We start from the raw sequence: 23595 nt of genomic DNA, 5'->3' as shown, positions 1-23595 counted from the left end.
TCTCAACAAAACAACGGCCTTCTCTCACCACCATCTTGTTCGTAGGATTCTGAAACATGGAAAAGATATATCTAAGGTTTCCGCGTTATTACCGTAGCAATTGCTCTGTTTTCATCCTCGCTCCTCCTGGCGTTTCCTATGAGCTGTCGGCTTTCATATGAACCATAAACATGTTCTTCATCGTCAATAACTTGGCTGGAGCCTCAACATAAAAAACGTTAAAAAACATAAAACTACCCACACTAATAAACTATTAAGCGATGAGAATGTTTAGAATCTTTTCGATTAAAACCAGAAAAAACAATCGTTAATTTGTTATTTTCGAAATAAAAAAATGACTTTCTAAGTAAAAATAGATTTTTACTCCAAAAAAATAAGCTCATGATTAATTTTTGCACTTAAAAACTCACGGGCTTTACAAATTGTCTTTTTATGTAAAAATAGTATGACAAAATCTAAGCAACTGAAAATACTTGCAAGGTTAATTATGTACACAGCTAAGGAATCAATTGAGCGTGATGGTTTTGTCGTCATTCGTAACCTTTTCACCCCAGAAGAAATGGCTCGGATGAACTCTTCCATACACACCTTTTTTCAAAAAAAGGGCGTAACTTACCGTTACGGACTGACTCAGCCAAACATTGCTGTTGAAGAGCCTGATTTCTCATGGGTAATTAGTCATCCAAAGGTATTAGAAGCCTACCGTTCTGTATTTGGCCAGGACGAATTTGTTTTTACATCCCATGCAGATATTCATCACAACATGGGATTCGGTTGGCATAAAGACGACGCCAAAGGTGCATATTTTTCCGAGCCATATTTCACGTCCGATTGCCGAGTGTACAAAATGGGGATCTACATGAATGATCACTCCTCTGATGGAAACGGTATGTCGGTAAGGATAGGTTCTCATCTTAAAAACAACCTAACGGAAGGAGAGGCCATCTCATTAGCCACTAAGCCCGGAGATGTTGTAATTTTTGATGTAAGAATTACGCACGCAGGTAAAGAATATGATGTTATTGAGAAAGGATTGCTGAAGATAGGAAGGATGCTTGGTGATATGAATGGCAAGTCAGAAATTGGCCGTAAAGTACGTGACTTTTATTGCAGTTTGAAATCTGGAAAGCCAAAGCGTAGCTTCTTCTTTACATTCGGTGCACCAAACACTTTCACTTACGACTTCTCCCGCAAAAATATGCGTAGGCAGCTAGAACAGTCTGGAGGCAACGAATATATTTTATCAGAAAAGTTGTCTAATGAACTGCATAGCAATGGCGTTAGAACTCTGAAATTTGAAGATGGTTTGTAACTTATCTGACCGAGGCAACTCGGTTAGACGTTATCATAACGATATTTTTCTCATTTAAGCGCTTTGAGCATGCCCAGAAAAGAGAATTTCAATGAAAAATAACCGCGTTGAATCACTTGATTATCTCCGTGGATTAATGGCCTTATCCGTTGTAATCTATCATTATATTTCATGGTCAATGTCTACCGGTTCGTCAGTTGACGTTATCGGCAGTCAGTTCATACTAGGGAAACTGGGTATCTATGCAGTTTCTATTTTTTATATTCTTAGTGGTGTTAGTCTAGCGTATATCTACGAAGGAAAAATAACATCCACACGTCAAGTTTCAGCATTCGCCATAAAGCGTGTATTTAGGATATTCCCTTTATTTTGGATAGCCGTAACCGGGATGATTATTTTTAGCTGGCTTTTGGCGACGGTGAATGGCCTAGCATATGACTTCCCATATTACAAAGCATTTTTAAATTATACACTATTATTTGGATTTATTGAACCAACAGCTTACTTATCCACCGGAGCCTGGTCAATCGGCAATGAACTTGTATTTTATTTCATATTCTGCCTTACTTATTTTTTATCTTCATCGTACAGATATACCTTCCCGATTGTAATGGTGTTAAGTATCATTTCTGGATTTTACTTCGCTTTTAGCGTTCTTGACTCCTCATCACCGCTTGCCGAACAGTGGGCTAACTACATAAACCCTTTTAACCAATTATTCCTCTTTATGTGTGGCGCTGCAATTGGTAAATATGCACCGAAGTTAACAATGCGCAACAGCTCTCTGTTATCAATTTGCTTATTATCAACTTTGGCATTCATTTTTTATCCTGTTTCCGGAGATAAAATAAACCTGGTTTCAGGAAACAATAGAATTGTCATCTCCACTTTATGCGTGGCATTTGTTTTTTCGCTTTACAAATTAAACCCCAGCTACAATAACGTATTGACTAATGCCCTGAGAAAACTGGGTGAAATATCATACTCAATTTACTTAATGCACCCTATAGTAGCAATACCCGTGACGTTTATAGCAAAGAAGATGGGAGTTCCGATCGGCTTTGGATACGCTACATCGTTCATTATTGTCATTATTGTTGGGTTTGCTACCTATCACCTTGTGGAAAAACCCATGATGCGTGTGGGAGCAAACATAGCCTCTTGGTTAAAAAAGGATGCCGCCATCACGCAAAATCTAGTCAAATAATCTTACCAGGATATATTGAATAGTCCGTCTCGTGAACAACTGACTCTCCCAGTTGTTCACCCTGATTGCCGATTCATTGCTATCTAGCGTTCTTACGCCTGTAGCGTAAATATGCCAATACATGACAAATCAATAGTTGATCAGTAATACAAAGCAGCAGCAACTTTGTATGGCGCAGTTTGGAACAACGAGCTCAGTATACGGCAGCACGGGTAGCGTACCTGAGCAAGCACAGATGCTCACAGCACAACCAAGCTCCTAAAAGAGAAAACCCCCGCGTGGCAAAGCCGCAACGGGGGTTTTTAAATAATCACTGATAGTCAGTAATTAGCCGTTCATCACTCCCACTCGATGATCAATGCTGTCTTAAAACACTATAAAATCAATAAAATAGTATTATCTCTGCATGTCGATACCATACAAAATACCATGGTAAGAAAACTTGGAGACTGTACTGATCGTGTCGCCCGACGCAAAACGCTTTTAGACTGACAACTTGCACACCACAAAGGATATTCGTCCAAAAGCGGTTATTCAAAGAAGTCAACGCCCTGGGTTGGATCTTCCGCTTGCCTCCACCAGACTTACATCATCACGAAGCAATGTCACCATCGCTTCATGATGTGCTGTTATCTGCTGATCGTCCCAGTTTGTATTTCGGGTGATTTCCGCCATTCTCTTGAGCTTGGGACTTTGAAGTTCAATTGTATCCTTGAAGTTTTCGGCCTTTGCTCTGGGGAGGCTATTGCTGAATTTTGAGTTCGCGCTGACGCTTACGAGCGCGAGGTTGCCAAGCAGGTTAAGGCTAGAACCTGAAACAACCGCGCCCGACTGTTCTTTGTCAGGATGCTGTGGATAGAAGTGCTCAATGGAAGTTCTGAACTGAAATTTGAAATCTCGTTTTGAGGAGTCACTCAACAGAAGATAGTCGAGATACGAAAAGACGATACGGCTGATACCAAACCCTTGTGGTTGCTGATCTTTCTCAAAGGAGAATGTCTCTTTAACCTTGCTGCGGGCATATCCCTTCAACAAATCGGCAAGATCCGCATGTTTCACGTCTCGAGGGGCTTTAACGGAGAGCCAGCGAAGAACTTTGGTAATCCAGTGCATCGTTCGCGGAGAAGTGTAGGTAATCCGAAGCATGGACTGAAGCAGCAATACATCTCGGGTATGTGGGTCAGCACTCCCGTCCTCCTCTAAGCTTCCATTGCTGGCCGAGAAAACATGGATGTACGTCGGGGTTGGCTTCTTGTCCCCGCCTCCTTTTTTCAGTCGCTGGAGAGACCAATCGCCATCGTCACCGATGTTTGCCGTGAATTGACGCTTCAAGATGAAGCCATCGAAGAGGTTGCGGCACTTGAGAAGCATAAATGCAAAACTACGCACCCAATCGGCTTTAGCATCGGGTACATTATTTACGGCGTCGTCAAATGACTTGATGAGGCGCTTGTCGTCAAGCAGGCCTTCGTCTTCGACCTCATCGCCTTTCATAATTCTTAGAACGTGTAGCAGAAAGGCCGGAAACTCAATAGTCGAACGAAACCGCTCGTTGCCCTCGTCTTCAGTGGAATTTGACTCGAGCTCTTTAGCGTATTTTGACAACGCCTCATCCAAGGACAACGATACCCCTTCGGAGGATTGCCTTGATGAATTGATGCCGGATTGCGGACGACTTTCCATTAGCGAAGAGAAGCTGGTCACCTCCAGCCAGGACCATTCATCACCAAATACTTTGTTTCGCAAACTTGTGTCACCACGGGTCAGAGACATCTGGACATAAGAATCCATGTCAGCACAGGAATCCCAAACCCACGCAAAGCATTCGCGTTCATATTGATTGGGCAGTTTGCTCATCAGGCGAGCCTTAACAATATCAACCTGCTTGAGTTGCTGCCCACGAGTGTTCATGATCTCGAAGTAGCGATTGAGGTCGGTATTGGGTGGCAGCGAGGCACGGACGACAGTCACCTTCGTTAGCAAGAAATCGGAGAATTTTTCGCGTGAGCGATTAAGGTTTTCATTTTGTTTGAAGAACTGATTGATGATGCTGTAGCCTTCATGAATGCCAGCATCTGCATTACTCGTGGAGCCCTGCGGTCGAACGTGCTCCTTAGCCGCCTCCTGTGCTACTCGCAGCAGGGCCTCAGTTGCCCGTGCGCGCGACTCATATTGCAAGTGGCCTGCATGGCCAACCGACGGCTTCTCACCCTCACCGTCTTGCTCTAGGAAGGTAAGAAGCAGATAGAGGGTTGTAAGTCGTTGTTGTCCATCTATGACCTCGAACTCATCCTCTCTACCCCGCTTGATTACAACAAGGTTCCCAAGAAAATAGTTGTCCTGGCCCCCTACCACCGAGTCTTGAATATCGCTAATAAGTTGCTCAATCTGTTCGGCCCGCCAAGCATAGTTCCGTTGATAAATAGGAATCAGATAATTGTCAGTGAATAACTTGCCTACTGTTAACAGTTCAGGTTTCAACTCCTTCTTGCTCATTGCAGCCCCTTGATAAAAGCAACGAGTTCCTTTTCGTGGTTATCGCTGTATGGCTTACTTGTTATTGGAAGTTTGCGGACAACACTTCCAGTCATCGCATTACGTAGCAAAACAAAAGGCGATTTATTTGCATCGTTTTTACCTCGCGCTCGGTTGTCAGCAGATACAAATTGCACACGAAGTAACTCGACCCGCAAGGCATATGCCCATGCGAATAACCTATTTCGCACTTCATCTACATCTTCATCGCCAAACTTGTTTGTATAGCAAAGCAGCGCGGCAATGAACAATTCGTACACGTAGCGGTAGCGACTTTGAGATGGGCCAAAGTTTTTGAAACCTCTGTCAATAACCTCTTGTTCCAGTATCTTCAGTTCGTCAAGCATGAATGTCACCATCTCGAAAAATGAGCGTCCTGCGATTATCGGGGCATCAAGCTGAAAGCGGCTGCGCCCGGCATTTCGTGCATCATGTGTAGAGGATACCGACCATGCACTTAGAAGTGGCATAGCGGCTTGTGCTGCAAGGTGATATCGCAGATTTGGCGAAAATGACCTGTGGGATCGTGATGAAATGCCCTTGAACATGCCGATGTCCCGAATAGTAAATTCGAGCGAGCTTTCGCCTCGTGACCACTTGGATATCCGGTATAAAAAAGTAGAAAAAAGCCTGTCCAGATCCTCATCGTTTACGGCTTCCCAAGCCTCAACGACAGCCACTTTCATAGCAGCGGACTCATCGTGCATTTCGCGCAGGTGGTGTGCTTTGAGCAAGTCGTGAGGGGCAAGCGGTTTGCCGCGATAGTTCTGGGAATCAAAGACACGAAATGCCTCATCAATATCGTCCGTCACAATACGCACCAACTGACATTTGTGACAGATAAAATCCAAAAACTCTTTTTTATCTTCCAACTGCGACAGGCGCCTTTGAAGCTCTATCCAAACTAGGGAGACAGGAGTTTCGCTGTTACCAGACATCGAAATTTGATGATTTATCGGATCTAAGGCCGCAAGAATCATTCGCAAAGTCAGCAGGCGCTGCTGCCCGTCGACTACATTGAGATACTCACCATCATCGTGAAGAATGATTGCACCCAAAACATAGGGAATATCTTTTCGTTCGGTATCTCGAAGAGCTTCGCTGATATCATCCACCAGTTGTAGAGCAGTCGATACATCCCAACTGTATGGGCGTTGATAGTTCGGTATCCGAAGGCCTTGCTTGAGTAGTTCATCCACGGTGACTGCACTAACACCGTTCTCTCCGTTAATCGCCATTCCTATGTCCCTTCATTGACGCTTTTCTATTTTCTCAGCGTATTTTCCGCAAACTTTATTCACCTATATGGATACTTCGATTCCGAGTGGCGGCTGTCTTGTTCACAATTTCTATCACGAGGTGCTCCTCTGGCGCATATTTAACGATCTGGGGCATGGGTCGAGAGAGCGGTTCTGATCAAAGCGAGCATCGATGGCATCAGCACAGCGCTGCAATGCACCCGGTTGTCGATACCATGGCATTTGCTGATACGGTCACATGGTATTTGCTATATCTTCGATTCAGCGTCGGCCTTAAACCATAAAAAATGCCATTGATAATGCAGTCAATATCATCAATGGAACTCACTAAATCAAATAAAACAATAGGTTAAATAACAATCTCACCCCCACTCAATTATAAACCATACAAAAACAACCTTACAAATCAACTTATTGCAGGAAATTCAACTTACAGAACCATTAAAAATACCACGTTCAAATCAGAGAAGTAGAGTGCGCCCTGTATCGGCGTCCTCCGACCTCACAGCATCTACCGAGGCCGTGGCCATCTGCCGCAATAGAATGGCCAGCTCGGCTGGAGTACCCTTGCGGCGGACTTCGGCAAGCAATTCCGCCGCATACGTCGGATCGGCGCGGAAGTGATCAGCCATCGCCGTATCATGCGATCTATCTTTCATTGATGCCGTCCTCCTAAATGTGCGGTTTGATAGCAAGGTCCGTGCGATGCGAGCACGACTAGAAAGGGATGCTTTCGTCCCACCCCCCGTGTTTTGCCTGTGTTATTTTAGCTTTTATCTTGGCCTCCAAGGACTTGATAAAACGAACTGATGCTGCAACGTGATTAAAGATCAACAAGCTTTCCTCATAATTCAGTATCGGGTTATCGTGTGCAAGACTCTTGTTGTTACGCACGTCATTAAAGGCTTCCAGCACTGAAATACTGGACTTAAGGATGCGCTCGGTCATGGCCGACTCAAGATGACCACCTTCCCGCAGCGCCTTGACGTACTCTCCGAAAACACTATGCAGCGGCTTATCACGAGTGATAGTGATGCCGTGCGGTTCACACGTCACGCGGATGAATTTGTTGACGAAAGTATGCAGCCGATCCAGCCCGCCCTCGGGTTGATTCTTCTCGATTGCCTCGCGGACGTGCTCCGCCACCACCTCGAAATCTCGCTCATCCGCAATGGCGGTCAACGCATCCAGTTCAGCCACTGGCTGGTTACTAAGAAGGCGCTGAGCGATCTTCCGACAATCCTCGATCAGCAGAGGATTGCTATCTCCAAGGCAGTCCTCTTGAATACCAACAGCAATCAAACCATCAATCACACGGCCAGCCGTATGGTTGGGAGCAACATCCCAGAACGTGCGCATCCGCTTGGCCTTGGAGTCGCCACCTGTTCGGTACTGAGCTGCATCAATTTCCACACGGTAATCAATGAAGAATTCGGAATAGGTGCGGTCTGAAAAATTCAAAACATAACCGCCCCCCATACCAAACAGCTTTTCGAGCTTACGACGCTCAAAGGCAGTCAGGTCGGCCATATATCCCCCTACGTCACCGACTTAATCCACACCTTTGGTGGAATTAGCTTAGCGATCTCAATGTTAAAAATTTCATGCCCCTGTCGAATCTTGTAGTTGGCATGTACCCATTCACCAGCACCGTAATAGCGAGCTCCCTGCAGAAAGCACTCGCGGCTGATACCACCCAACAGCCACATGCGTCGCTTTGCAATTTCATAGGTCATGAAGAAGAACTGGTCGATGGGTTCTTCCGCATGGCGAGCCGTAATTTGTGCGGTGTAGTCCTCACGGGGCGGCACTTTGCGCTTCACTGTCTTGACGCCGATGCGAACGTTCAGGGCTGTCACGAAATCAGGCTGACCGGCCGCATCATCCAGTACCCACTCAAGGCTTTGGATGCCTTCATGCTTAAACCATGAGTTGAAAACCATCTCGCCTAGGTCCCCCACCCATCGCTCATCAGTGGCTGCCTCGGTGTAGATGTTTCCATACTGGCGATCGCGTTCGGCCCGCATCCGCTTGGCCCGCTCTTCATGTTCTGGTGCTATCAAAAGAGAAATCCACCCTTGAGGGTGGACTTGGCTGTTTGCCATAGCCTCAGTCCTCGGCCGGATACGGCCCGAGGAAACGCACGCCGTTAAAGTGGATTAAATGGGAAGGTGCATCTGCCACCCACACTTCAGTTTCCCAAGCTATTTCGCTCAGGTAGCGGCCCATGATGGCCCGGTTTGGGAAGGCAGTCACATAGACTAGCCCGGCGGTCGATCCGGCGAATAGCTTCGCCAGCTCGGTATGGCGCTTACCATCGACCGGGCCGTGGCTGGTGACAGACTCCACCAGTAGCAGCCAGTTTTTCTCAGTAAAGTGCAACACCACATCGGGCATCTTCCCATGCGAATCCACATCAACACCCAATCCGGCCAGCAATGGTGCATCGAAGTAACCCCACTTGTCACCTGTGTCGCCGGCATATATCAGAACGCTACCCGGCGCAAAACGCGGTGCAAAATCCTCGATGATGTCCCGGATCAACTCGCTGTGCTCACCGGGACTGAGAGTGATTTGCTGGCCCGGTGCAATCTCAACCGGGATACGGTTCTGCTCGCGCTCTTTGGCATAGCGGGCAACAAGTGTTTCACGCTCGGCCAAATAAGCAACGAGGCTGTCATGCCATGCAGGGGTTCCGAAGGTGCGCAGCAAGACCAATGCGGAGGGTTCGATTTGATACACCGCCTTCGGACTATTCACAGGACGGTCGGGTTTGTCAGGGTTGTAGAGAGCGAGTCCAGCGTCGCAAAACTGATGCATTGTCTGTCGGCGTACTGATTCACGGGTGTTCGGTTTATAAGCTTTGTCGAAGTGATCGCGCGCCCAGTCCATGATGGGCGTTATGCCGATCAGCGGGTTTCCTGCGTCGGCCCATGACTTACCCGGAGTGAGATCCAACAGGGCCAAAAGGCAAAGGGCCGAACGCTCGTTATGCTGTGCCTTCGGTAGCCCGAGGGAAATAATGATTTGTTGCGCAGCCTCGATGTAATCGTTCTTATCTTTCATGCGGTCAGGGTCCCCAGCTTGCTATCGATCAGGTCTTGCGTGAGCGTTCCTTGCTGCATGGCCCACTCGCCAAGCTCGATCAGGGTGTCACGGCTCGGGTACTTCATCAGCTTGAGGTCAGTTGCATTGACCTGCGTATGGCCGTTGAAGCGCCGGAAATGCTCATCTACTGCGGTCGTATTCAGGAACACGGCCAACCCACGGGCCAGTGCCTCGGGCAAGCCGCGTTTGTTCTCGTGAAACAGGTTCATGTGGTTCTCGAAGCCCAGCACCGAATGATTGCCAAAGGCAGCAGGATCAACGAGACTTGCCACTACACGACGCTTTTCCTCCTTCGATGAGAAACGGCGCACCACGCAATAAAACCCGTTTGGGTAAAGCCATTTTTCCGTCTCGTTATTTCGCATGATCGCGTTGGACTTCTTCAAGCCCGGTACGGGCCAGACGGTGCCCGTCATGCTCAAGTGGCCGGGGTAAATCAGGGGCACGGTGCCCGGCTCTGGCATGTCTCGCAAGTGTTCTTTCAAGCGGAAATCAACTACCGGCCCAGTCGATACCTTCACGCCAATGTCGGCCAGCGAATAGCGCACGACAGGCGATAACTCGATGGCGCTTTTCTCAGTCGTGGTCGGCACATGAATGAACCGCTCCGGGTCATCCGGGAACACGATCCGGTCAAACGGATGTTCGTGGATGTTCAGGTCGGAAAAGCTGTCATCTGTGGAGGTCGAAATCGTTACTGCCCCCTGCTGACCACCACGCTCCAAGCGGATGATGATGTTTTCCTGCAGCACCTCGTCATCCTTGAAAGCCTTGTTGCGTGACTCGAATAGGTGCATATGGCGGATCGCTGCTCGCGCAAGGATGAAATCACGAAACGGTCGGTAATACGGGCCATTGCAAAAGCTGCGCGGGATGATAGCAACGATCTGCCCACCCGGCGCCGCCTCGCCCACCGCCAGCGCGAGAAAGGCGGAATACAGGTTCACAGTCTCTATACCGACACTACGCAATGCAAGCCGGTGAGCGGATTGGCTGTTGATCTTCTTGTACGGCGGATTGAGAATCACATGGGTATAGCCTCGGTCCTTCAGCCCCTCAGCAGTTGCGAGTTCGATGTAATCTCCTGCGAGGATGCGGGGCCTCACGCAACTGTATCCACCTAAGTGTTGCGTAAGGTGGCCGCGCAGGTTGTCGTCGATTTCGTAGGCCGTCGCCTCGACGGACTCAAAGCTAAAGCCACCCGTCGCCCAACGGTCGAGAAAAGCGCAGGATAGAGCGCCGACACCCGCTCCTGCATCAAGTAGACGACAGATCTGTTGGGTGCTAGGTGGGAACAATGATGCCATGAAGCGGGCCACGCTCGAAGGCGTCATGAACTGCCCAAATTCGGCTTTATGTTTCTGCGCGGTACGGGGGGCTAACTCGCGGCGTACGCTGTCTGCAGTGTCTAGCTGCTGGTTCATGCAAACTCCTCATTGGCGCGGCGTAATTACGCCAACGTGTTTATAAAGGGTGGTTCGGGACACGCCATAACGGCGAGCTACCTCGGCCACCTGAATATCTGGATCGCGCAACAGGGCTTTGATCTCGCGCACCTGCTGCTCATCTAGCTTCGGTTTTCGGCCACCGGCGCGGCCACGTGCGCGGGCTGCTGCTAGTCCGGCCTGCGACCGCTCCCGGATCAAGCCGCGCTCGAACTCGGCCAGCGCCGAGATCACATAGAAAACCGTCTTGCCCGCTGCACTGCCCGTCTCGATTTTCTCAGTGAGGCTCACGAAATCGACCCCGCAATGTTCAAGATCAGCCACGATCTGCACCAGCTCGGGGAGGCTGCGCCCTAGTCGATCCAGCCGCCACACCACGAGGGTGTCTCCGGCCCGTAGCGCCTTACGGCACTCCTCAAGCTCCGGGCGTGGTGCGGTTTTGCCGGTAGCCACTTCCTCGTAGATCACGTTGCACCCGGCCTGCTTAAGTGCGTCACGCTGCAGGTCTAGGTACTGGTCATCCTTCGAAAGGCGGGCGTATCCAATGCGTTGATTCATTGACAGTACCGAAACATTGAAAAATTGACGGGTATCTTAACACTGCTGAATGCGTCCAGCCACAAAAGCGCGAAACCCGGTAGGCTTTCAAGAAAATACCGTTTTATGAACAGATTTTGCAGCACCAGCACCTTCGCCGCATGATGACGTCCCTCAACTGCTGCTTCTTGGATTGCGCAATCCAAAATGGAATCGTTTAATAGTAAAAACCTGAAAAGCAGGTTGCTTGAAATCGCGGTTGAGTTACCAGCCAAGCTGGCAACTATCCTTCGGATATCGCCACATAGTTTTATGGATAAGAAGCAGCATCCTTACTCACGTGTCGAGCATGTCCCACTCATCACCCAAGACCCATCGCAGGGCAGACAGCTTCCCATTCAGCATCCCCCATTCAAAGTCGCTCCAGGGCCCAGTATCTTCATATTTATCCCTGACCCGTTGAGCTGCAATTTCTGCTTGGCCGAGGATATCTTCGTGAATCACATCATTGCCGTAGCGTTTTGTGCCAGCGGGGACGACCTCTATGTCACCATTATCTAGGTGATACATCATGTTCATATGGCGGTTGTACCAAACTTTATCGAACAACTCGTCCATCGCAGACATGATTTCCTGAAGCCCACGAGTTTCGTCCTCCCAAGCAAAGCTATTCTCATAGTGAAATTCTTCAAGATCGAGCAAATCCTCGATGGCAGAGCTTGTGGCGTTAAAGAATAAAGAGCTGCTGCCGTCAAAAATATCTGCGAAATCGTCGTGTGGCTGCCTGTGGTCTTTGCCGGAAAAATCCGTGACATTATGAGTGACAAATCTAAAGGTTTCGTACTCACTTGCGTGTGACATCCGAAACTCTTGGAAAGTCTCTGCTAACACTGCGTCAGCAACACTATTCTTCTGCTTATGGAACGGTGCCTTCTTAGCGATAGCCCGCTCTGCTGCTCTGATTTTTGCGACATCAGAGATTACAACTTCGTGGGCCATGTCAAAAAGTTTGGTAACACGATTTACTGTGTTTTGATTTACTTCGGAAAGAATAGGCAGCCTGTGATTAACATCATCCAAGGTTTTGAGCGCAGTCTCTTTACCTTCACCGCCAAACGACTCAACCACCCCTTTAATTACTCGAAATTCACTGGCGAGCCGTTTTCGCGTAGCCTCAATCACCCTATCTTTATTTCGTTCGTACTCGGCACGTATCAGATCGGGCAGTAGTATTTTGATACTCCCATCCTGCACCAGATGTTCTATGGCAGTAAGCATCGGCAATTCAGCTTTTTGAGACGAAATATCAAGCCAAACACATGTATCGAGCATTATTAGATGCATTAAAGCTCCTACTAATTATTCTTTCCAAGATTCAACCCATACACTTTATGGGATAATGCCTCGTCAGCATAGAACAGTGCCAATAACGCAGGACAACCTACTTTCTGACGAGTCATTGAACGATGTTTTCAGCTATATCAGTCCATTAGAGCGGTCCTTCGGTTGCATCTGCCTACGTTGTGGGGCCACGCCTGGCATATCGCTCGCCTCTCCCTTTTTGGTGTCCTTCGGAGCGTATACCTCGGTCTGAAAGGCCTTCTCCATTTCCTTATACTCGGCCGTCTCGCGGCGCATACGCTCCATCGCCGGATCGGTGAACGTGACCTTAAGGCCGTGCATACCGGCGAGCTGGGCGACTTCAAGCCGGAACTCGTCTGTGCCTTCCACGATAAGGGCTTGGCCCTCGAACCGCTTGGACGCCAGTTCGAGCGCAACCAGTGCCGCGCCGGTCGTGGCTTTCTGCGCCTGAACGTGCGTCTTCCGGTCGATCACCATGCCGCCGTCGATGGTGCTGTACGCCATCGTCCCGTCTTTCCGGGCCTTGGGCTTGAGCTTGTCGAGAACAACAGCCTTGGCCTTGTCGGCCCGGTCGGCGGTCAGTAGCTCCCCGTTCCAGCGGCGTGTCCGTTCCTCGCGGTCGCGCAGCACGGCCAGCGCCTCGGTGTTGCCGCGCTCGGCCTGCTGCGTCAGCCAGTCGGCCCAAGTGGGCATCGTCGTCTGTTTGAACAGCGCCTGACGGCGAGCGTCTGCGCTCTGCCGGTTCTTTTGGCGCGAGGCGTCGGCCTGCTGTTTGATAGTGCCATACATCAGGCGTTTGGTTGGCCCCTTGCCCGCGACCTTCAAAAGCATTCGCTCTGTCTGGCTCCACTGCTTAACCTGCGCATTGAAAGCCGCACTCTCGCGCTTGATCTGGTCGAGGCCCTGACGGCGGGCCAGAATGGCCGCCTGTCGCTCGCGCTGGTACTGGTTGAACAGGCCCGCTGTCGTCGGGTTATCCGGCCGCCGGGGTCGTGGCTCGTACCGCTTGCGGTTCGCCTTCGCCTCGGCCTGCCGTTCGGAAGGCTGGAACGGGCCAAGACGGTCAGTTAGGGCCTTCATGGAAAGGTCGCGGCCGACGTTGCTGGCCTTCGCCCAAATGCCTGAATCTGGCTCGCCGATGACAAGGCCAGCGCCGCGCTGGCGAACCTCTAGGCCGTGTTCGGCCGCTGCGTCGTGCAGCTCCTGCCAGCTCGTCACCTGTCGCATCGCCGGGGCCAGCTCGCGGGCCGCGTACCCGATCAGCGTCTCGATGCCGGACTGCGCCTCCACGCTGGCCACCTTCGCGCCGATGCGGACTGGCTCCGCTTTATCTGCTGACTGTCTCTGTAGACGGGTATCGGACAGCTTGCGCAACCCGTTCAGGGTTTTGGCTTCAGGAGGCTTCGATATGCTGAGGTCGTAAGCGTTTCTAAGGTGTTCACGGAATAGGCTGTCGCGCTGCTCTGGGGCTTTCGCTGGCAACAGCTCAATGTCGCGGTTCTGATGCCGCTGCTTTGCCTCCAGACCATGAAACGTTCTTTGCAAGCCATGCTCTACCTCAAGACGCTCACAGGCCTCCATCAGGCGGAACTGATCGTAATAGGGTTCAATGTTCTGTAACCCGGTCGGGTGAACCTTGTTGATGGCCACATGCACATGCAGGTTATCGGTGTCGATATGAACCGCTGATACACGCTGGTGCTCATCGAGGCCGATGGCAGCGCATAGTTCGTCTTCGATGGCGTGCAGCGTCTCAAGGTCTGGCTGCTCGCCGGGCGGGAAGGAATAGACAAAGTGGTAGGTCTTTTCCGCCTTCGACCTGGTGTTAGCCGCTTGCGTGGCTTGGATCAAGATTGCGGCATCTGCCGGATCATCCGTGCCGCAGTTGGTAACGCGGTAGCTGGCGACCTTCTCGCCCTCGGTCGTGCCATTGGCGGAATCCAGAATGTAATCGGCCGTGCGCTCCCAGCTCGTCGGGTCAATGCCGCCCTTGGCCGCCACCATATACTTGATTAACCGGGCTGGGCTTGAGGCCTTGCGTTCACGGTTGATGCGATGTGCGATCATTTGGAAATCCTCCCCATGAGCGCCCGCATGTCCTCTTGGATTGCGCGGAAATCCATCATCATCGCTTCTACGTCAATCGGTCGCGCGCCCTGACCGCGTTTCTCAGCGAGCCACAATTTCAGCAATCCGGCCACCCGACCTAGGTCGCCATTCACCTTTGCCAACTGGCGGACAGCTTCCAAATCGGCCCGCGAACCTATAGGCAGATTCAGCCCAACAGCGCGAAGGAAAGCGGCATTCGACAATCCCGCCTGATCGGCCCTTTCGGCTAACTCTTTTTTCTCATCAATGCTGACCCAAACCTCAATTCGCTCCCGCCGTGGACGTGTCCCACGCGAATGCGGCTTGATAGCCTCAATCGCATTTTCACCGGCCATAAGCCTTTCCTCTTTGGTGTAAATGTCGCGGAGCGACTGACAGCCTCGCAGAGCAAGATGCCGTCGAACCGCAGGTGAGTAAGGGGCGGTGTTGGACTGGTGCGGGCTTGCCCGTACCGGTACAACACACATCTTGCCGTACTGCTCAGTGCAATTTTAGGCAATTTAACGCTAATGGCCAGCTTCGCTAACATCAGTTGCGTTCATTTTCCTATAATTGCGCTAGTTTTCCTTAAATCGCGCAGCGTCGCGCTATTACGAGCCAAGAATTGCGTAAAATTGCGCTAATTTTCTTTGCTTGGATATACTGGTTTGGACCGAACGTCGAGAACGGAGAAAGGCACATGACCGACCATCAAAATGCAAATACTGAACGTCGCCCTCAACGCCGTGGCCGCGCATCGTTCGTGGCGGTACTTGATGAGGTGCGGAAGGAGCACGAACGCGGGGTACCGCTGGTATGGATTTATGAGGCATTCGCGGACCGGCTCGAAATGGGATACACCCAGTTCACCAAATACGTCACACGATACATCAAGCAAGGTCAGCCAATCCTCGCTCCCTACAAGCACGATGGGAAGTGATGATCCTGTTATGGCCAAACATGCCGACGGTCGTTAGAATGCAATTACATTCAACGGCGTAAAGCCAAAATGGCACCAAAGAGGAGTGGATAAATTGGCCAGAAAAACACTTTCTGAGCGGCGGGCTGATGCGCTTTCGGAGCTTGAAACGGCAAAAGCAAGGCTGGCAAAACTTGACAATGAGGCAGCCGAAAGAATCGGAAGAATTGCAATAAAGTCAGGATTGGTTAATCTTGAGCTGACGGACGATCAAGTCCGAGAAGAATTCGACAGAATCGTGGAAAGGATCAGCAAGGGGAATTGATCATGAAGACAGCTCACCGCATCGGCGCATTGGCCAATCAACTCAACGAACTGCAAGCCTGCCTTGGCCGAGCCAACGGGCGGTCTGGCAAAGACGTTATCGAAGCCCAGCGCATTGCGGCCGAGCTAGCTTCCTCTCTCGAAGACTGGCACCTTGAAACGCTGCACATTCCGGAAACGGAGCGTGACCTCTATCGCGTACAGAATCCCTATTACGCTGCTCACTGACGCCGCGCACCGCCTTATCAAAAGCTCACTTCGGTGGGCTTTTTTGTCCGCAAAACGTATCAAAACGGACAGCCAAACCCCGTCCGCTCGTCAAGAAAAACGCGATCAAAATCATACTGTTGAGAAACAATCTCGTGAAGATTGGCGGACAGTTTACGGACATAAGCCATTGAATTTTATGCGGATGCAAAATTATCCGCATATTTAAAACCGCTCCATATCGGTCAATAATCAAACCTCGGACGATGACAAAATGAGGTATTCGGTATGGAAATGGAATCGCAAAAAACGTCGACTTATGCCGCCCAAAAATTCGGTCGAGGTGCGGCGCTCGCTCTGGCTATGGCAAGCGCAGGCCTAGGTGTAAGTCTCTACATGGCACCGGCTCCAGCCTATGCCATCTACTGCTCGAACTGCTCGACGTTCTATCAGCAGATGTACGAGTACGCCGAAGCGGTCAACACGCAACTAAACACCGCGCAGCAGTTGCAGACGCAGATCCAGCAGTATCAAAACATGGTTACGCAGGGTCTGAGCTTGCCCAACTCCATGTTCGGCAGCATCGCGGCCGACCTGCAAAGCGTGGTGAATATCTACACGAAGTCGCAGGCCTTGGGCCGCCAAATCCAGAACATGGATTCGCAGTTCAACACGCAGTTTCCGGGCTTCGAGTCCTACCTGAATCAAGCCGCGAACTCGGCGGCAGTCCCGGCGCGGGATCGTTATCAGAAGTGGTCAGAGCAGGGGCGCGACAACGTGAAAACGGCGATGGAAGCGGCGAACCTCAATACCGGCACTTTCGAGTCTGAGGACGCGCAGCTTGCCCGCATGGTTTCCCGTTCGCAGTCGGCCGCTGGCCGGATGCAGGCGATTCAGGCGGGCAACGAAATAGCCTCGCAGAACGTGCAGCAACTGCAAAAGCTGCGCGATCTGGTAGCCACACAAATCAATATGCAGGGCAACTACATGGCCCAGCAAGGCGACCGGACGGCCGCTAGCGAAGCCGCCGAACAACAGTTTGAAGCGCGTAAAAACACACGCGGCGGCGTTAAGGGGTACTGAGAATGACTATTTCGAAATGGCTTATAGCCCTGATTTGCACCGCGTCCGCATTGGCCGGTTCTGTGGTCACTGTGGCTGTTCAAGGCAACAGCGAATGCACTGCGGTGTCGGAACAACAACGGCACCAGCGTGACGCTGATGCCGCATTTGAGGCGCGCCCGAACACTCGCGGCGGCGTCAAGGGGTACTAGTTATGGAACGTCGTCTGTTGTTGTTCCTTGTCCTAGCGAGCGTGCTTGTCGCCGGAAATGCTATGGCTGCGAACGACCTGTCCCACGCCGATACATCGGTTCAGGGCCTTCTCGATCTCGTTCTGCAGCAGTCGCACCAATGGTCAGGAAAACTGTACTACTACGCCATTAGACTGTTCTGGCTGCTGGCCACCATCCAGTTCGTATGGACGCTTATGCCTCTGGTCATGAAGCAAGCTGATTTCGGCGAGATTGTCGGCGAACTGCTGCGCTTCGTGATGGTGATCGGTTTCTTCCTCGCAGTCATGACTTATTCCGTGGAGTGGTCGACGGCCATTGTCGATAGCTTCCGCGATGCGGCAGCATCGGCAAGCGGTCTTGGCCGTGCATTAGAACCCGGCGACATGCTCGCAGTTGCGCTGGATTTCGGCCGCACCATGGTGGAAGGCATTTCAGTGTTTTCTCCGGCCAAGGGAATTCTGATCGCTGTATGCGCTGTGCTGGTCTTGGCGTGCTTCGCCTTCATCGCAGCGTTCATGTTTGTGACGCTCGTAGAGTCCTACGTGATCATCAACGCATCTGTGCTGTTCTTTGGCTTTGGTGGTTCTCAATGGACGCGGGACTTTGCAATTGCGCCCATGCGTTTTACCGTCGCAATCGGAGCCAAGCTGTTCGTCTTAACGCTGATTGTCGGCCTGATCGTACAGTCGGCTAAGCAGTGGCTAGCGGCCTACACCAACGACGAAGCGTCATTGATGACGATGGTCGGTCTGGCCTTGGTGTGCTGCTATCTGACGAAGACCATCCCTGATCTGATCGGCGGCATGATAAGCGGCACATCGACGGGCGGCGGCTCCGCCATTGGCGGGATGGCGGTAGCCGGTGCTGCCGGGGCGGCCGCGGCGGCGGCCACCATCGCCACGGTTGGCGCCGCGGCTCCTGCTGCTGCCGGTGCGGCGGGTGCCGGAGGGATTGGCGGCGGCGGTCTGGCCGCCGCAATCAATTCCAGCTTTGCCAGTGGTGGTGCGCCCGCAGCGGCCGCAACAGGTGGGGGCGGTGCGACCTCTGGTATCGGCGCGAGCACTGGCGGCCAAACGGCGGTCAAGAGCGCGGCGTCGGTAGGTGCCCGAGTGGGCGGTAGCGGCGCACCACAAACGCCGGGCGCCGCGCCGCAGCATCCTAGCAGCGGAGTGCAGCAGGCAGCCAAGCAGGCCGGAAAAGCGGCGCAGGGCAACGACAACAACGACCAGCAAGCGACACCAAAAGGGGGAGTTGTCAGCTCCGGCAACGCACTTTCCCAAGCGGCCAATGGTGGTGCAAAGATGCTCGGCGTAATGGCCTCGATGGCAGTGCCGGGCATGGAGAACGCGCACTCTTTGTCTCTTGGCGCAGGCTCTCCACCACCTGTTCCCGGCGATGCCAACTCGACAGCCCCGGCCAACGGCGCGGAAACGATAGTCGAGGAGTCTAATGTTATCCGACCAGCTTCGGACACCAGTTCTACTCCCGGTCGCCTCGCTTCGCTCGACGTGCAGGGCACCGCTTCGAACAACGATCAACTGGAGAAATAACCATGTTTGACATTCTGATTTTCGCTGGATTTGTAGTATTCGCCTCGACCTTCGCTATCGGCATGTGGGCGCTCGGCCGATGGCTACGTAGCAAGGGCTACGGGCCACAGCTCGATAGGCTGGATCGCCAATACACGGCCTTACAGCTTCGGGTAAGTCCGCTCGCCCTGTCAGCTTCCTATCGCATGTTTTCCGGGGCACAGGCGCTGAACCGTCTACCGCTGCTTGGCAGCAAGAATAACGCCGCTCTAAACCAGCAAGTGTTGATGGCCATCCAAGCCGCACAGGAAGCTCAAAGGCAGGAGAAGCGCGACAATAGCTGATCGCTGGCCAGCCTCCCAAACAACCCCGCCTAAGTGCGGGGTTTTGTTTTCCTGCCGCAGCTCTTCCGTCTATTACACACCGCAAAAACGGCCTGTATAGCGCTGTGAGAAGTTTTCACACATGACAGCCACAACCCCCGTTCCGACACTTAAAAAACGCCACCACGGCCCATAAAGGAGCGATTTTGGACGCTTTCGCAGGCCGTTAGAGGCCTTATGCCGGTTTTGGCCCTGCCCTTCCCTTTTTGGTGCCAATCGTCTTTTTGCCGGTTTCAACGGCTCGACCAGGCGCTGCGACCGGTGGGTAATCCACGGAACTAACCGCGTCCGCGACGGCTGGCCCGCCCCACCTTTTTGGTGCCCGACGGCCGTAGGCCGACCAAGAGCAGCAAGCGATGAGCTGCGCCATCAAGGCGCGGCGCTTAGCGCGCATGATGGAGATTCTTAGAGAATCTTGGATGGAATTTGCGAACGGCCCGCAAGGCCCCGCCGTTGCAGGGTTTCCAGAAACGAGCCGGGTACCGTTAACGTGGGGGTTGGGTACCATTAACGTGGGGGTCGGGTACTGAAAACGTGGGGCGGGTACCGTTATCGTGGGCCTTGGGACGTCCGATCTCCCATTTGTCTTTCGCATATTCGTCCAGCTTCCAACCCACGGCGACCAGCTCGACCAGCGCTTTGCGTGCTTTCTGGCAGCGCTTTTTGATGGTATTCGGGTTCGTAGCTTCGTCGGGCCAGACGTAGCTGCAAAGCGTGCCTAGCTCGACACGCCCCGATTTGCCGGGGTCAATCCAGCCGCAAAGTCGCTGATGGATCAGGCGGGCGGGGTCGGTCTGTAGCTTTCTCACTTCGGCCATGTCTATGCGGATGTGTTGCCCGCCGATGATTGCGCGAGCAATCATAGGATTCAATGCCACGTATAGCTTGCCGTCCTGCTCATCGCTGGCGTACTCGGACAACAGGCGAAAGCCCTGTCGCTTCCTTCCGTTTTGCGCAATGATGGAGACCTTCCATAGCCTCTCGATGCATTCGCGTACTCGTTCAGTGTCGTTTTTGTTGGCATAGCCCACTTCACTGGCCAACGCCCCATAGCTGCCCCTGACCACCATTGCATCCTGCTGGATGGCTTCCCACTTAGGCTCAAGGAATAGCCGGAGCTGCTGACCGGCCTCTGTCTGCGGGTCGGGGGAAAGCACGAGCCCAGAAGGCCCGGCCATTGCTACGAGTCCTTGCAAAATGCGGAGATCGTCGGCTCCCAATGGTTCCGGGCCACTGAACTCGATACGCTTGCCATTGCCGTAGTCATATACCACGTCGAGCTTGCTGTGCTTGCGCTCCCCTTTCTTAAGGCTACGGAACAGGCCGGGTGCTAGACAATGCACCGGGTCATGCCGGGCGTGAGTCAAGTCATGCTTGCTCACGTTGACGCCCCCTTCCGCTGTCCTGCTTGGCGTCCAACAACTCCACCGGCAGCAAAACGCCGCCGTCATGACGCTGATACCAGCGATCGTCGTCAATTTCGGCATAGTTCTGTTTGCTGACACCAAAACGAACAAAGAACTTCCGGCGATTTTCCCCGATAGGCTGTCGGTCGTAGACGCGGTCAGTATGGTTCAGCGCTTCTTTTTCAGTCATCTTGGCGACGAAACCGCACCATCGGGGATTATCGACAAGAGCCGACGCACCACGTACTGCCTGTTGCTGATCGGCCTGCCCGTCGCGGGCGCTGCCTTTGCTGACATGGTGCAAATAAAGCACTGACGCTTTAGTAATGGTCGCAATTTCCTCAAGCATGGCGACAAGCCGGGCCATATCGCCGTTGCTATTCTCATCAAGGGTATGAATACGGCTCAATGTGTCCAGAACGATTAGCCGAGCGCCTTCGCATTGCTTGATTATCTGGGACCGTTTATTTTTCTTCGTGACGTCCATTAGTTTTCCCATGATCGGCACGACCATGAGGTTTTCTATGATGGCTTCGCGAGCTTCTTGACCGAGGTGTTTGCCAACAGAGTGAATTCGCCCAATCAGCGCTGGCTTGGGGTCTTCTCCGGCGTAATAGACGACGCGGCCAGCTTTCGCAGGTGCAAGCCCTACCAAGTCACCACCGGCCGCTCTGCTTTCAACGGTTGCAGCACAGGCAACCGACATTGCCGCTTCCAGCGCCCAGAAGCTCTTACCCGTGGCTCCGGGAGCCACCAACGCGCCTACTGTCCCAGCAAGGAAGCCCGGCCAAATAAAGTCTAGTGCGGGCGGTTCATTCTCGAACGCTGCCCGTAAGTCAATCAAGTCAATCGCCACAATTCAGGCCCCCATTCCGGGACGAGGGGCCGGGCTGGAATGTTTGCACGCATCAATCCATGCCTCGACCTCCGCCAAATCCCACACGACCTTGCGGCTACTGAGCGCAATGCGCTGAGGAAATTTCCCCTGCTTTTCAAAGTTGTAGATCGTGCGCTCGCACAGCGGAATCATCTCCAGCAGTTGCTTTTTGCTAATGAGAACTTTACTTGCTCTCCTTAATTCTTTTTCCACACCGAATACCTCGTTTTGTCATCATCCGAGGTTTAATTATTGCTACACAATCCCGGAAAATTCCAGCATCCAAGATTATATTTTTTCATTTAAATCAATAACTTAGCGTCCGTAAACTCAACGTTTTACGGACAATCCTGATAACGCAAACTGCTGTTTTAATTAGGTTTGCAATAGGCACTTAAAGCCAATTTATCGCGTCCGGAAATTCATCGTTTTTCGGACAAAAGAAAGCCCACCGAAGTGGGCATTTCGCTACAGAATGCAGGTCTCTAGGCTCCGAATCAGTCCTTGAGGCGGGTCTTCCTGATTGTCCACTCGTCGATCATGTCGGCCCAATCTTGGAGCATCGCCCGGCGCTGATCGCGGTACTCGGCCTTGTTGTAGATGGCACGAACGCCCTTCTGTTCGTGCGCAAGGCACTTCTCGATCCAGTCGGTGTTATAGCCCGCCTCATGCAACAGCGTGCTGGCTGTGCGCCGCAAGTCGTGCGGTCCAAACTTGCCAAGTGAATGCCCTTCCTTCTGGGCCAGCCGATAGGTAAGGGTAAGCACCTGATTGAGCGTTGCGCTGCTCATCGGCAAGTCTGAGTCATAGCGTGATGGCAGAATGTATTCCGAACCGCCGGCGAAGGTCTTCAGCGCGATGAAAATATCCAGCGCCTGCCTCGAGAGGAACACCAAATGGGGATTGCGGCGCTTCATCCGCTCCTTGGGGATTGTCCAGAGCGCGTCGGTGAAATTGATTTCGTTCCACGTTGCGTTGGTCAGTTCGCTTTTGCGAACCATCGTTAGCAACAGCAGCTTGGCAGCCGCTCGAATTGAAGGTGTGGTGCCGATACGCTCCATGTACTGGTACATCAAGCCAATTTCCTCGGGCGTCAGTGCTCGATCTCGCGGCTCAAACTTAGCGATAGTTGACGGGCGCACCAAATCGGCCGGGTTCTCAACCTTCTGTCCGCGTTCGATAGCCCAGCGGAAGACCTGCATCATAATTTCGCGGCAAAGCACGGCCGTTGATGGCCTGCCTTGTTCCACGATGGCGTCAGTCAGCGCCCGCAAGTCCTCGTGGGTAATTTCTATCAGTTTCCTGTTGCTGAATTTCGGCTTTAGCTCTCGCTCGTATGTTCCACGGCGCATGTCGCGGGTGGAATCTGCCATTTGATAGCCGCGCAACCACTTCTCGGCCCACGCGCCGAATGTCTCAGCATCCTTGACGCGGGCTTTGTCCCGCGCTTTCTCCTTGGCTGGAGATTTCCCTGCGGCGATCATCTTCTTGGCTTCGCCCAGCCGTTCGCGAGCTTCCGCTAGCGTGATCCCTCCGACACCATAGCGGCCGAAGGTGATGGTCTCTTGCCTGCCGTGGATCGAGTAGTTGTAGCGGAACGAAATCGAACCCGCAGGGGTGATGGCCACGTAGAGGCCGTCACGGTCATTCACTTTGTAGAGCTTGTCCTTTGGCTTGAGGTTGCGCAGCTTGGTATCAGTCAACATAGTCGGGTTGGGTTTCCTCTCAAAAATACCATGCTCAAAAAGCCCCGCAAATCCTCAAAAAACTTCTTTAAGGACAATGCGTTACCCAAATTCGAT

General features: G+C 52.2%; 23 protein-coding genes. 8 read left to right on the top strand and 15 right to left on the bottom strand.

The window, feature by feature from the left end:
- Positions 1-487: 487 nt before the first annotated feature.
- Complete coding sequence (locus tag ABTW55_RS15480; RefSeq protein ID WP_060423169.1) at positions 488-1312, top strand: phytanoyl-CoA dioxygenase family protein; 825 nt, start codon at positions 488-490, stop codon at positions 1310-1312.
- Between the two features lie 91 nt (positions 1313-1403).
- Complete coding sequence (locus tag ABTW55_RS15475) at positions 1404-2519, top strand: acyltransferase (RefSeq protein WP_072008421.1); 1116 nt, start codon at positions 1404-1406, stop codon at positions 2517-2519.
- Positions 2520-3062: 543 nt separating this feature from the next.
- Here the strand turns inward: ABTW55_RS15475 and ABTW55_RS15470 are convergent.
- From ABTW55_RS15470 to ABTW55_RS15420, 11 genes are all read right to left on the bottom strand, one after another.
- The gene (locus ABTW55_RS15470; RefSeq protein ID WP_000037308.1) at positions 3063-5015 is read right to left on the bottom strand and encodes a DUF262 domain-containing protein; all 1953 of its coding nucleotides are present in this window, start codon (positions 5013-5015) and stop codon (positions 3063-3065) included.
- The gene (locus ABTW55_RS15465) at positions 5012-6292 is read right to left on the bottom strand and encodes a DUF262 domain-containing protein (protein ID WP_016246209.1); all 1281 of its coding nucleotides are present in this window, start codon (positions 6290-6292) and stop codon (positions 5012-5014) included. The genes ABTW55_RS15470 and ABTW55_RS15465 overlap by 4 nt, the downstream gene beginning before the upstream one ends.
- A gap of 482 nt (positions 6293-6774) precedes the next feature.
- Positions 6775-6972 (bottom strand): addiction module antidote protein, encoded by a 198-nt coding sequence (locus ABTW55_RS15460; RefSeq protein ID WP_085381339.1) that lies wholly within the window; start codon positions 6970-6972, stop codon positions 6775-6777.
- A 58-nt stretch (positions 6973-7030) separates the two neighbouring features.
- Positions 7031-7843 (bottom strand): abortive infection family protein, encoded by an 813-nt coding sequence (locus ABTW55_RS15455; RefSeq protein WP_001410805.1) that lies wholly within the window; start codon positions 7841-7843, stop codon positions 7031-7033.
- An 8-nt stretch (positions 7844-7851) separates the two neighbouring features.
- Positions 7852-8418 carry a hypothetical protein gene (locus ABTW55_RS15450; RefSeq protein WP_032194554.1) on the bottom strand — a complete coding sequence of 189 codons (567 nt, stop codon included), beginning with the start codon at positions 8416-8418 and terminating at the stop codon, positions 7852-7854.
- A gap of 4 nt (positions 8419-8422) precedes the next feature.
- Complete coding sequence (locus ABTW55_RS15445) at positions 8423-9379, bottom strand: BsuBI/PstI family type II restriction endonuclease (protein ID WP_001410807.1); 957 nt, start codon at positions 9377-9379, stop codon at positions 8423-8425.
- A complete protein-coding gene (locus tag ABTW55_RS15440; RefSeq protein WP_060441676.1) occupies positions 9376-10845 on the bottom strand; it encodes an Eco57I restriction-modification methylase domain-containing protein in 1470 nt (489 codons plus the stop codon). Before ABTW55_RS15440 ends, ABTW55_RS15445 begins: the two co-directional genes overlap by 4 nt.
- Positions 10846-10854: 9 nt before the next feature.
- A complete protein-coding gene (locus ABTW55_RS15435) occupies positions 10855-11424 on the bottom strand; it encodes a recombinase family protein (protein WP_024172478.1) in 570 nt (189 codons plus the stop codon).
- A gap of 315 nt (positions 11425-11739) precedes the next feature.
- Positions 11740-12747 (bottom strand): PIN domain-containing protein, encoded by a 1008-nt coding sequence (locus ABTW55_RS15430; protein WP_001685308.1) that lies wholly within the window; start codon positions 12745-12747, stop codon positions 11740-11742.
- A 132-nt stretch (positions 12748-12879) separates the two neighbouring features.
- Positions 12880-14832, bottom strand: coding sequence for a TraI/MobA(P) family conjugative relaxase (gene traI / locus ABTW55_RS15425; RefSeq protein WP_275256182.1), 1953 nt, complete (start codon positions 14830-14832; stop codon positions 12880-12882).
- On the bottom strand, positions 14829-15209 hold the full coding sequence (locus ABTW55_RS15420; protein WP_000896705.1) for a conjugal transfer protein TraJ: 381 nt from the start codon (positions 15207-15209) through the stop codon (positions 14829-14831). Before ABTW55_RS15420 ends, traI begins: the two co-directional genes overlap by 4 nt.
- Before the next feature lie 344 nt (positions 15210-15553).
- Between ABTW55_RS15420 and ABTW55_RS15415 the strand changes: the two genes are divergently transcribed.
- The 6 genes from ABTW55_RS15415 (at position 15554) to ABTW55_RS15390 (ending at position 19471) form a co-directional block, all read left to right on the top strand.
- A complete protein-coding gene (locus tag ABTW55_RS15415) occupies positions 15554-15793 on the top strand; it encodes a TraK family protein (protein ID WP_001689909.1) in 240 nt (79 codons plus the stop codon).
- Positions 15794-15887: 94 nt separating this feature from the next.
- On the top strand, positions 15888-16097 hold the full coding sequence (locus ABTW55_RS15410) for a TraC family protein (RefSeq protein WP_000101796.1): 210 nt from the start codon (positions 15888-15890) through the stop codon (positions 16095-16097).
- 2 nt (positions 16098-16099) lie between these two features.
- Positions 16100-16324: a hypothetical protein gene (locus ABTW55_RS15405; RefSeq protein WP_001410812.1), complete on the top strand. Its 225-nt coding sequence runs from the start codon at positions 16100-16102 to the stop codon at positions 16322-16324.
- A gap of 267 nt (positions 16325-16591) precedes the next feature.
- Positions 16592-17386 carry a P-type conjugative transfer protein TrbJ gene (gene trbJ / locus ABTW55_RS15400; RefSeq protein ID WP_060441674.1) on the top strand — a complete coding sequence of 265 codons (795 nt, stop codon included), beginning with the start codon at positions 16592-16594 and terminating at the stop codon, positions 17384-17386.
- A 193-nt stretch (positions 17387-17579) separates the two neighbouring features.
- Positions 17580-19148 carry a P-type conjugative transfer protein TrbL gene (gene trbL, locus ABTW55_RS15395; protein WP_060441673.1) on the top strand — a complete coding sequence of 523 codons (1569 nt, stop codon included), beginning with the start codon at positions 17580-17582 and terminating at the stop codon, positions 19146-19148.
- Positions 19149-19150: 2 nt separating this feature from the next.
- Positions 19151-19471 carry a hypothetical protein gene (locus tag ABTW55_RS15390; RefSeq protein WP_023115107.1) on the top strand — a complete coding sequence of 107 codons (321 nt, stop codon included), beginning with the start codon at positions 19151-19153 and terminating at the stop codon, positions 19469-19471.
- Between the two features lie 524 nt (positions 19472-19995).
- Here the strand turns inward: ABTW55_RS15390 and repC are convergent.
- The 4 genes from repC to ABTW55_RS15370 form a co-directional block, all read right to left on the bottom strand.
- Complete coding sequence (repC, locus tag ABTW55_RS15385; RefSeq protein ID WP_001410817.1) at positions 19996-20892, bottom strand: replication protein C, IncQ-type; 897 nt, start codon at positions 20890-20892, stop codon at positions 19996-19998.
- On the bottom strand, positions 20879-21760 hold the full coding sequence (locus tag ABTW55_RS15380; RefSeq protein ID WP_060441677.1) for a helicase RepA family protein: 882 nt from the start codon (positions 21758-21760) through the stop codon (positions 20879-20881). The genes repC and ABTW55_RS15380 overlap by 14 nt, the downstream gene beginning before the upstream one ends.
- 15 nt (positions 21761-21775) lie before the next feature.
- A complete protein-coding gene (locus tag ABTW55_RS15375; RefSeq protein WP_000410046.1) occupies positions 21776-22006 on the bottom strand; it encodes an AlpA family transcriptional regulator in 231 nt (76 codons plus the stop codon).
- Between the two features lie 284 nt (positions 22007-22290).
- The gene (locus ABTW55_RS15370; RefSeq protein ID WP_001410819.1) at positions 22291-23499 is read right to left on the bottom strand and encodes a site-specific integrase; all 1209 of its coding nucleotides are present in this window, start codon (positions 23497-23499) and stop codon (positions 22291-22293) included.
- Positions 23500-23595 lie beyond the last annotated feature (96 nt).

The organism is Serratia sp. SM04 (assembly GCF_040280225.1).
Taxonomy (GTDB): domain Bacteria; phylum Pseudomonadota; class Gammaproteobacteria; order Enterobacterales; family Enterobacteriaceae; genus Serratia; species Serratia sarumanii.
Note: the sequence above shows the minus strand (reverse complement) of the source record. Positions and strands in the feature narration are given on the sequence as shown.

Coding starts and splice junctions, on each gene's coding strand:
- ABTW55_RS15480 (WP_060423169.1), top strand. CDS start 488: ATGTACACAGCTAAGGAATCAATTGAGCGTGATGGTTTTGTCGTCATT.
- ABTW55_RS15475 (WP_072008421.1), top strand. CDS start 1,404: ATGAAAAATAACCGCGTTGAATCACTTGATTATCTCCGTGGATTAATG.
- ABTW55_RS15470 (WP_000037308.1), bottom strand. CDS start 5,015: ATGAGCAAGAAGGAGTTGAAACCTGAACTGTTAACAGTAGGCAAGTTA.
- ABTW55_RS15465 (WP_016246209.1), bottom strand. CDS start 6,292: ATGGCGATTAACGGAGAGAACGGTGTTAGTGCAGTCACCGTGGATGAA.
- ABTW55_RS15460 (WP_085381339.1), bottom strand. CDS start 6,972: ATGAAAGATAGATCGCATGATACGGCGATGGCTGATCACTTCCGCGCC.
- ABTW55_RS15455 (WP_001410805.1), bottom strand. CDS start 7,843: ATGGCCGACCTGACTGCCTTTGAGCGTCGTAAGCTCGAAAAGCTGTTT.
- ABTW55_RS15450 (WP_032194554.1), bottom strand. CDS start 8,418: ATGGCAAACAGCCAAGTCCACCCTCAAGGGTGGATTTCTCTTTTGATA.
- ABTW55_RS15445 (WP_001410807.1), bottom strand. CDS start 9,379: ATGAAAGATAAGAACGATTACATCGAGGCTGCGCAACAAATCATTATT.
- ABTW55_RS15440 (WP_060441676.1), bottom strand. CDS start 10,845: ATGAACCAGCAGCTAGACACTGCAGACAGCGTACGCCGCGAGTTAGCC.
- ABTW55_RS15435 (WP_024172478.1), bottom strand. CDS start 11,424: ATGAATCAACGCATTGGATACGCCCGCCTTTCGAAGGATGACCAGTAC.
- ABTW55_RS15430 (WP_001685308.1), bottom strand. CDS start 12,747: ATGCATCTAATAATGCTCGATACATGTGTTTGGCTTGATATTTCGTCT.
- traI (WP_275256182.1), bottom strand. CDS start 14,832: ATGATCGCACATCGCATCAACCGTGAACGCAAGGCCTCAAGCCCAGCC.
- ABTW55_RS15420 (WP_000896705.1), bottom strand. CDS start 15,209: ATGGCCGGTGAAAATGCGATTGAGGCTATCAAGCCGCATTCGCGTGGG.
- ABTW55_RS15415 (WP_001689909.1), top strand. CDS start 15,554: ATGACCGACCATCAAAATGCAAATACTGAACGTCGCCCTCAACGCCGT.
- ABTW55_RS15405 (WP_001410812.1), top strand. CDS start 16,100: ATGAAGACAGCTCACCGCATCGGCGCATTGGCCAATCAACTCAACGAA.
- trbJ (WP_060441674.1), top strand. CDS start 16,592: ATGGAAATGGAATCGCAAAAAACGTCGACTTATGCCGCCCAAAAATTC.
- trbL (WP_060441673.1), top strand. CDS start 17,580: ATGGAACGTCGTCTGTTGTTGTTCCTTGTCCTAGCGAGCGTGCTTGTC.
- ABTW55_RS15390 (WP_023115107.1), top strand. CDS start 19,151: ATGTTTGACATTCTGATTTTCGCTGGATTTGTAGTATTCGCCTCGACC.
- ABTW55_RS15370 (WP_001410819.1), bottom strand. CDS start 23,499: ATGTTGACTGATACCAAGCTGCGCAACCTCAAGCCAAAGGACAAGCTC.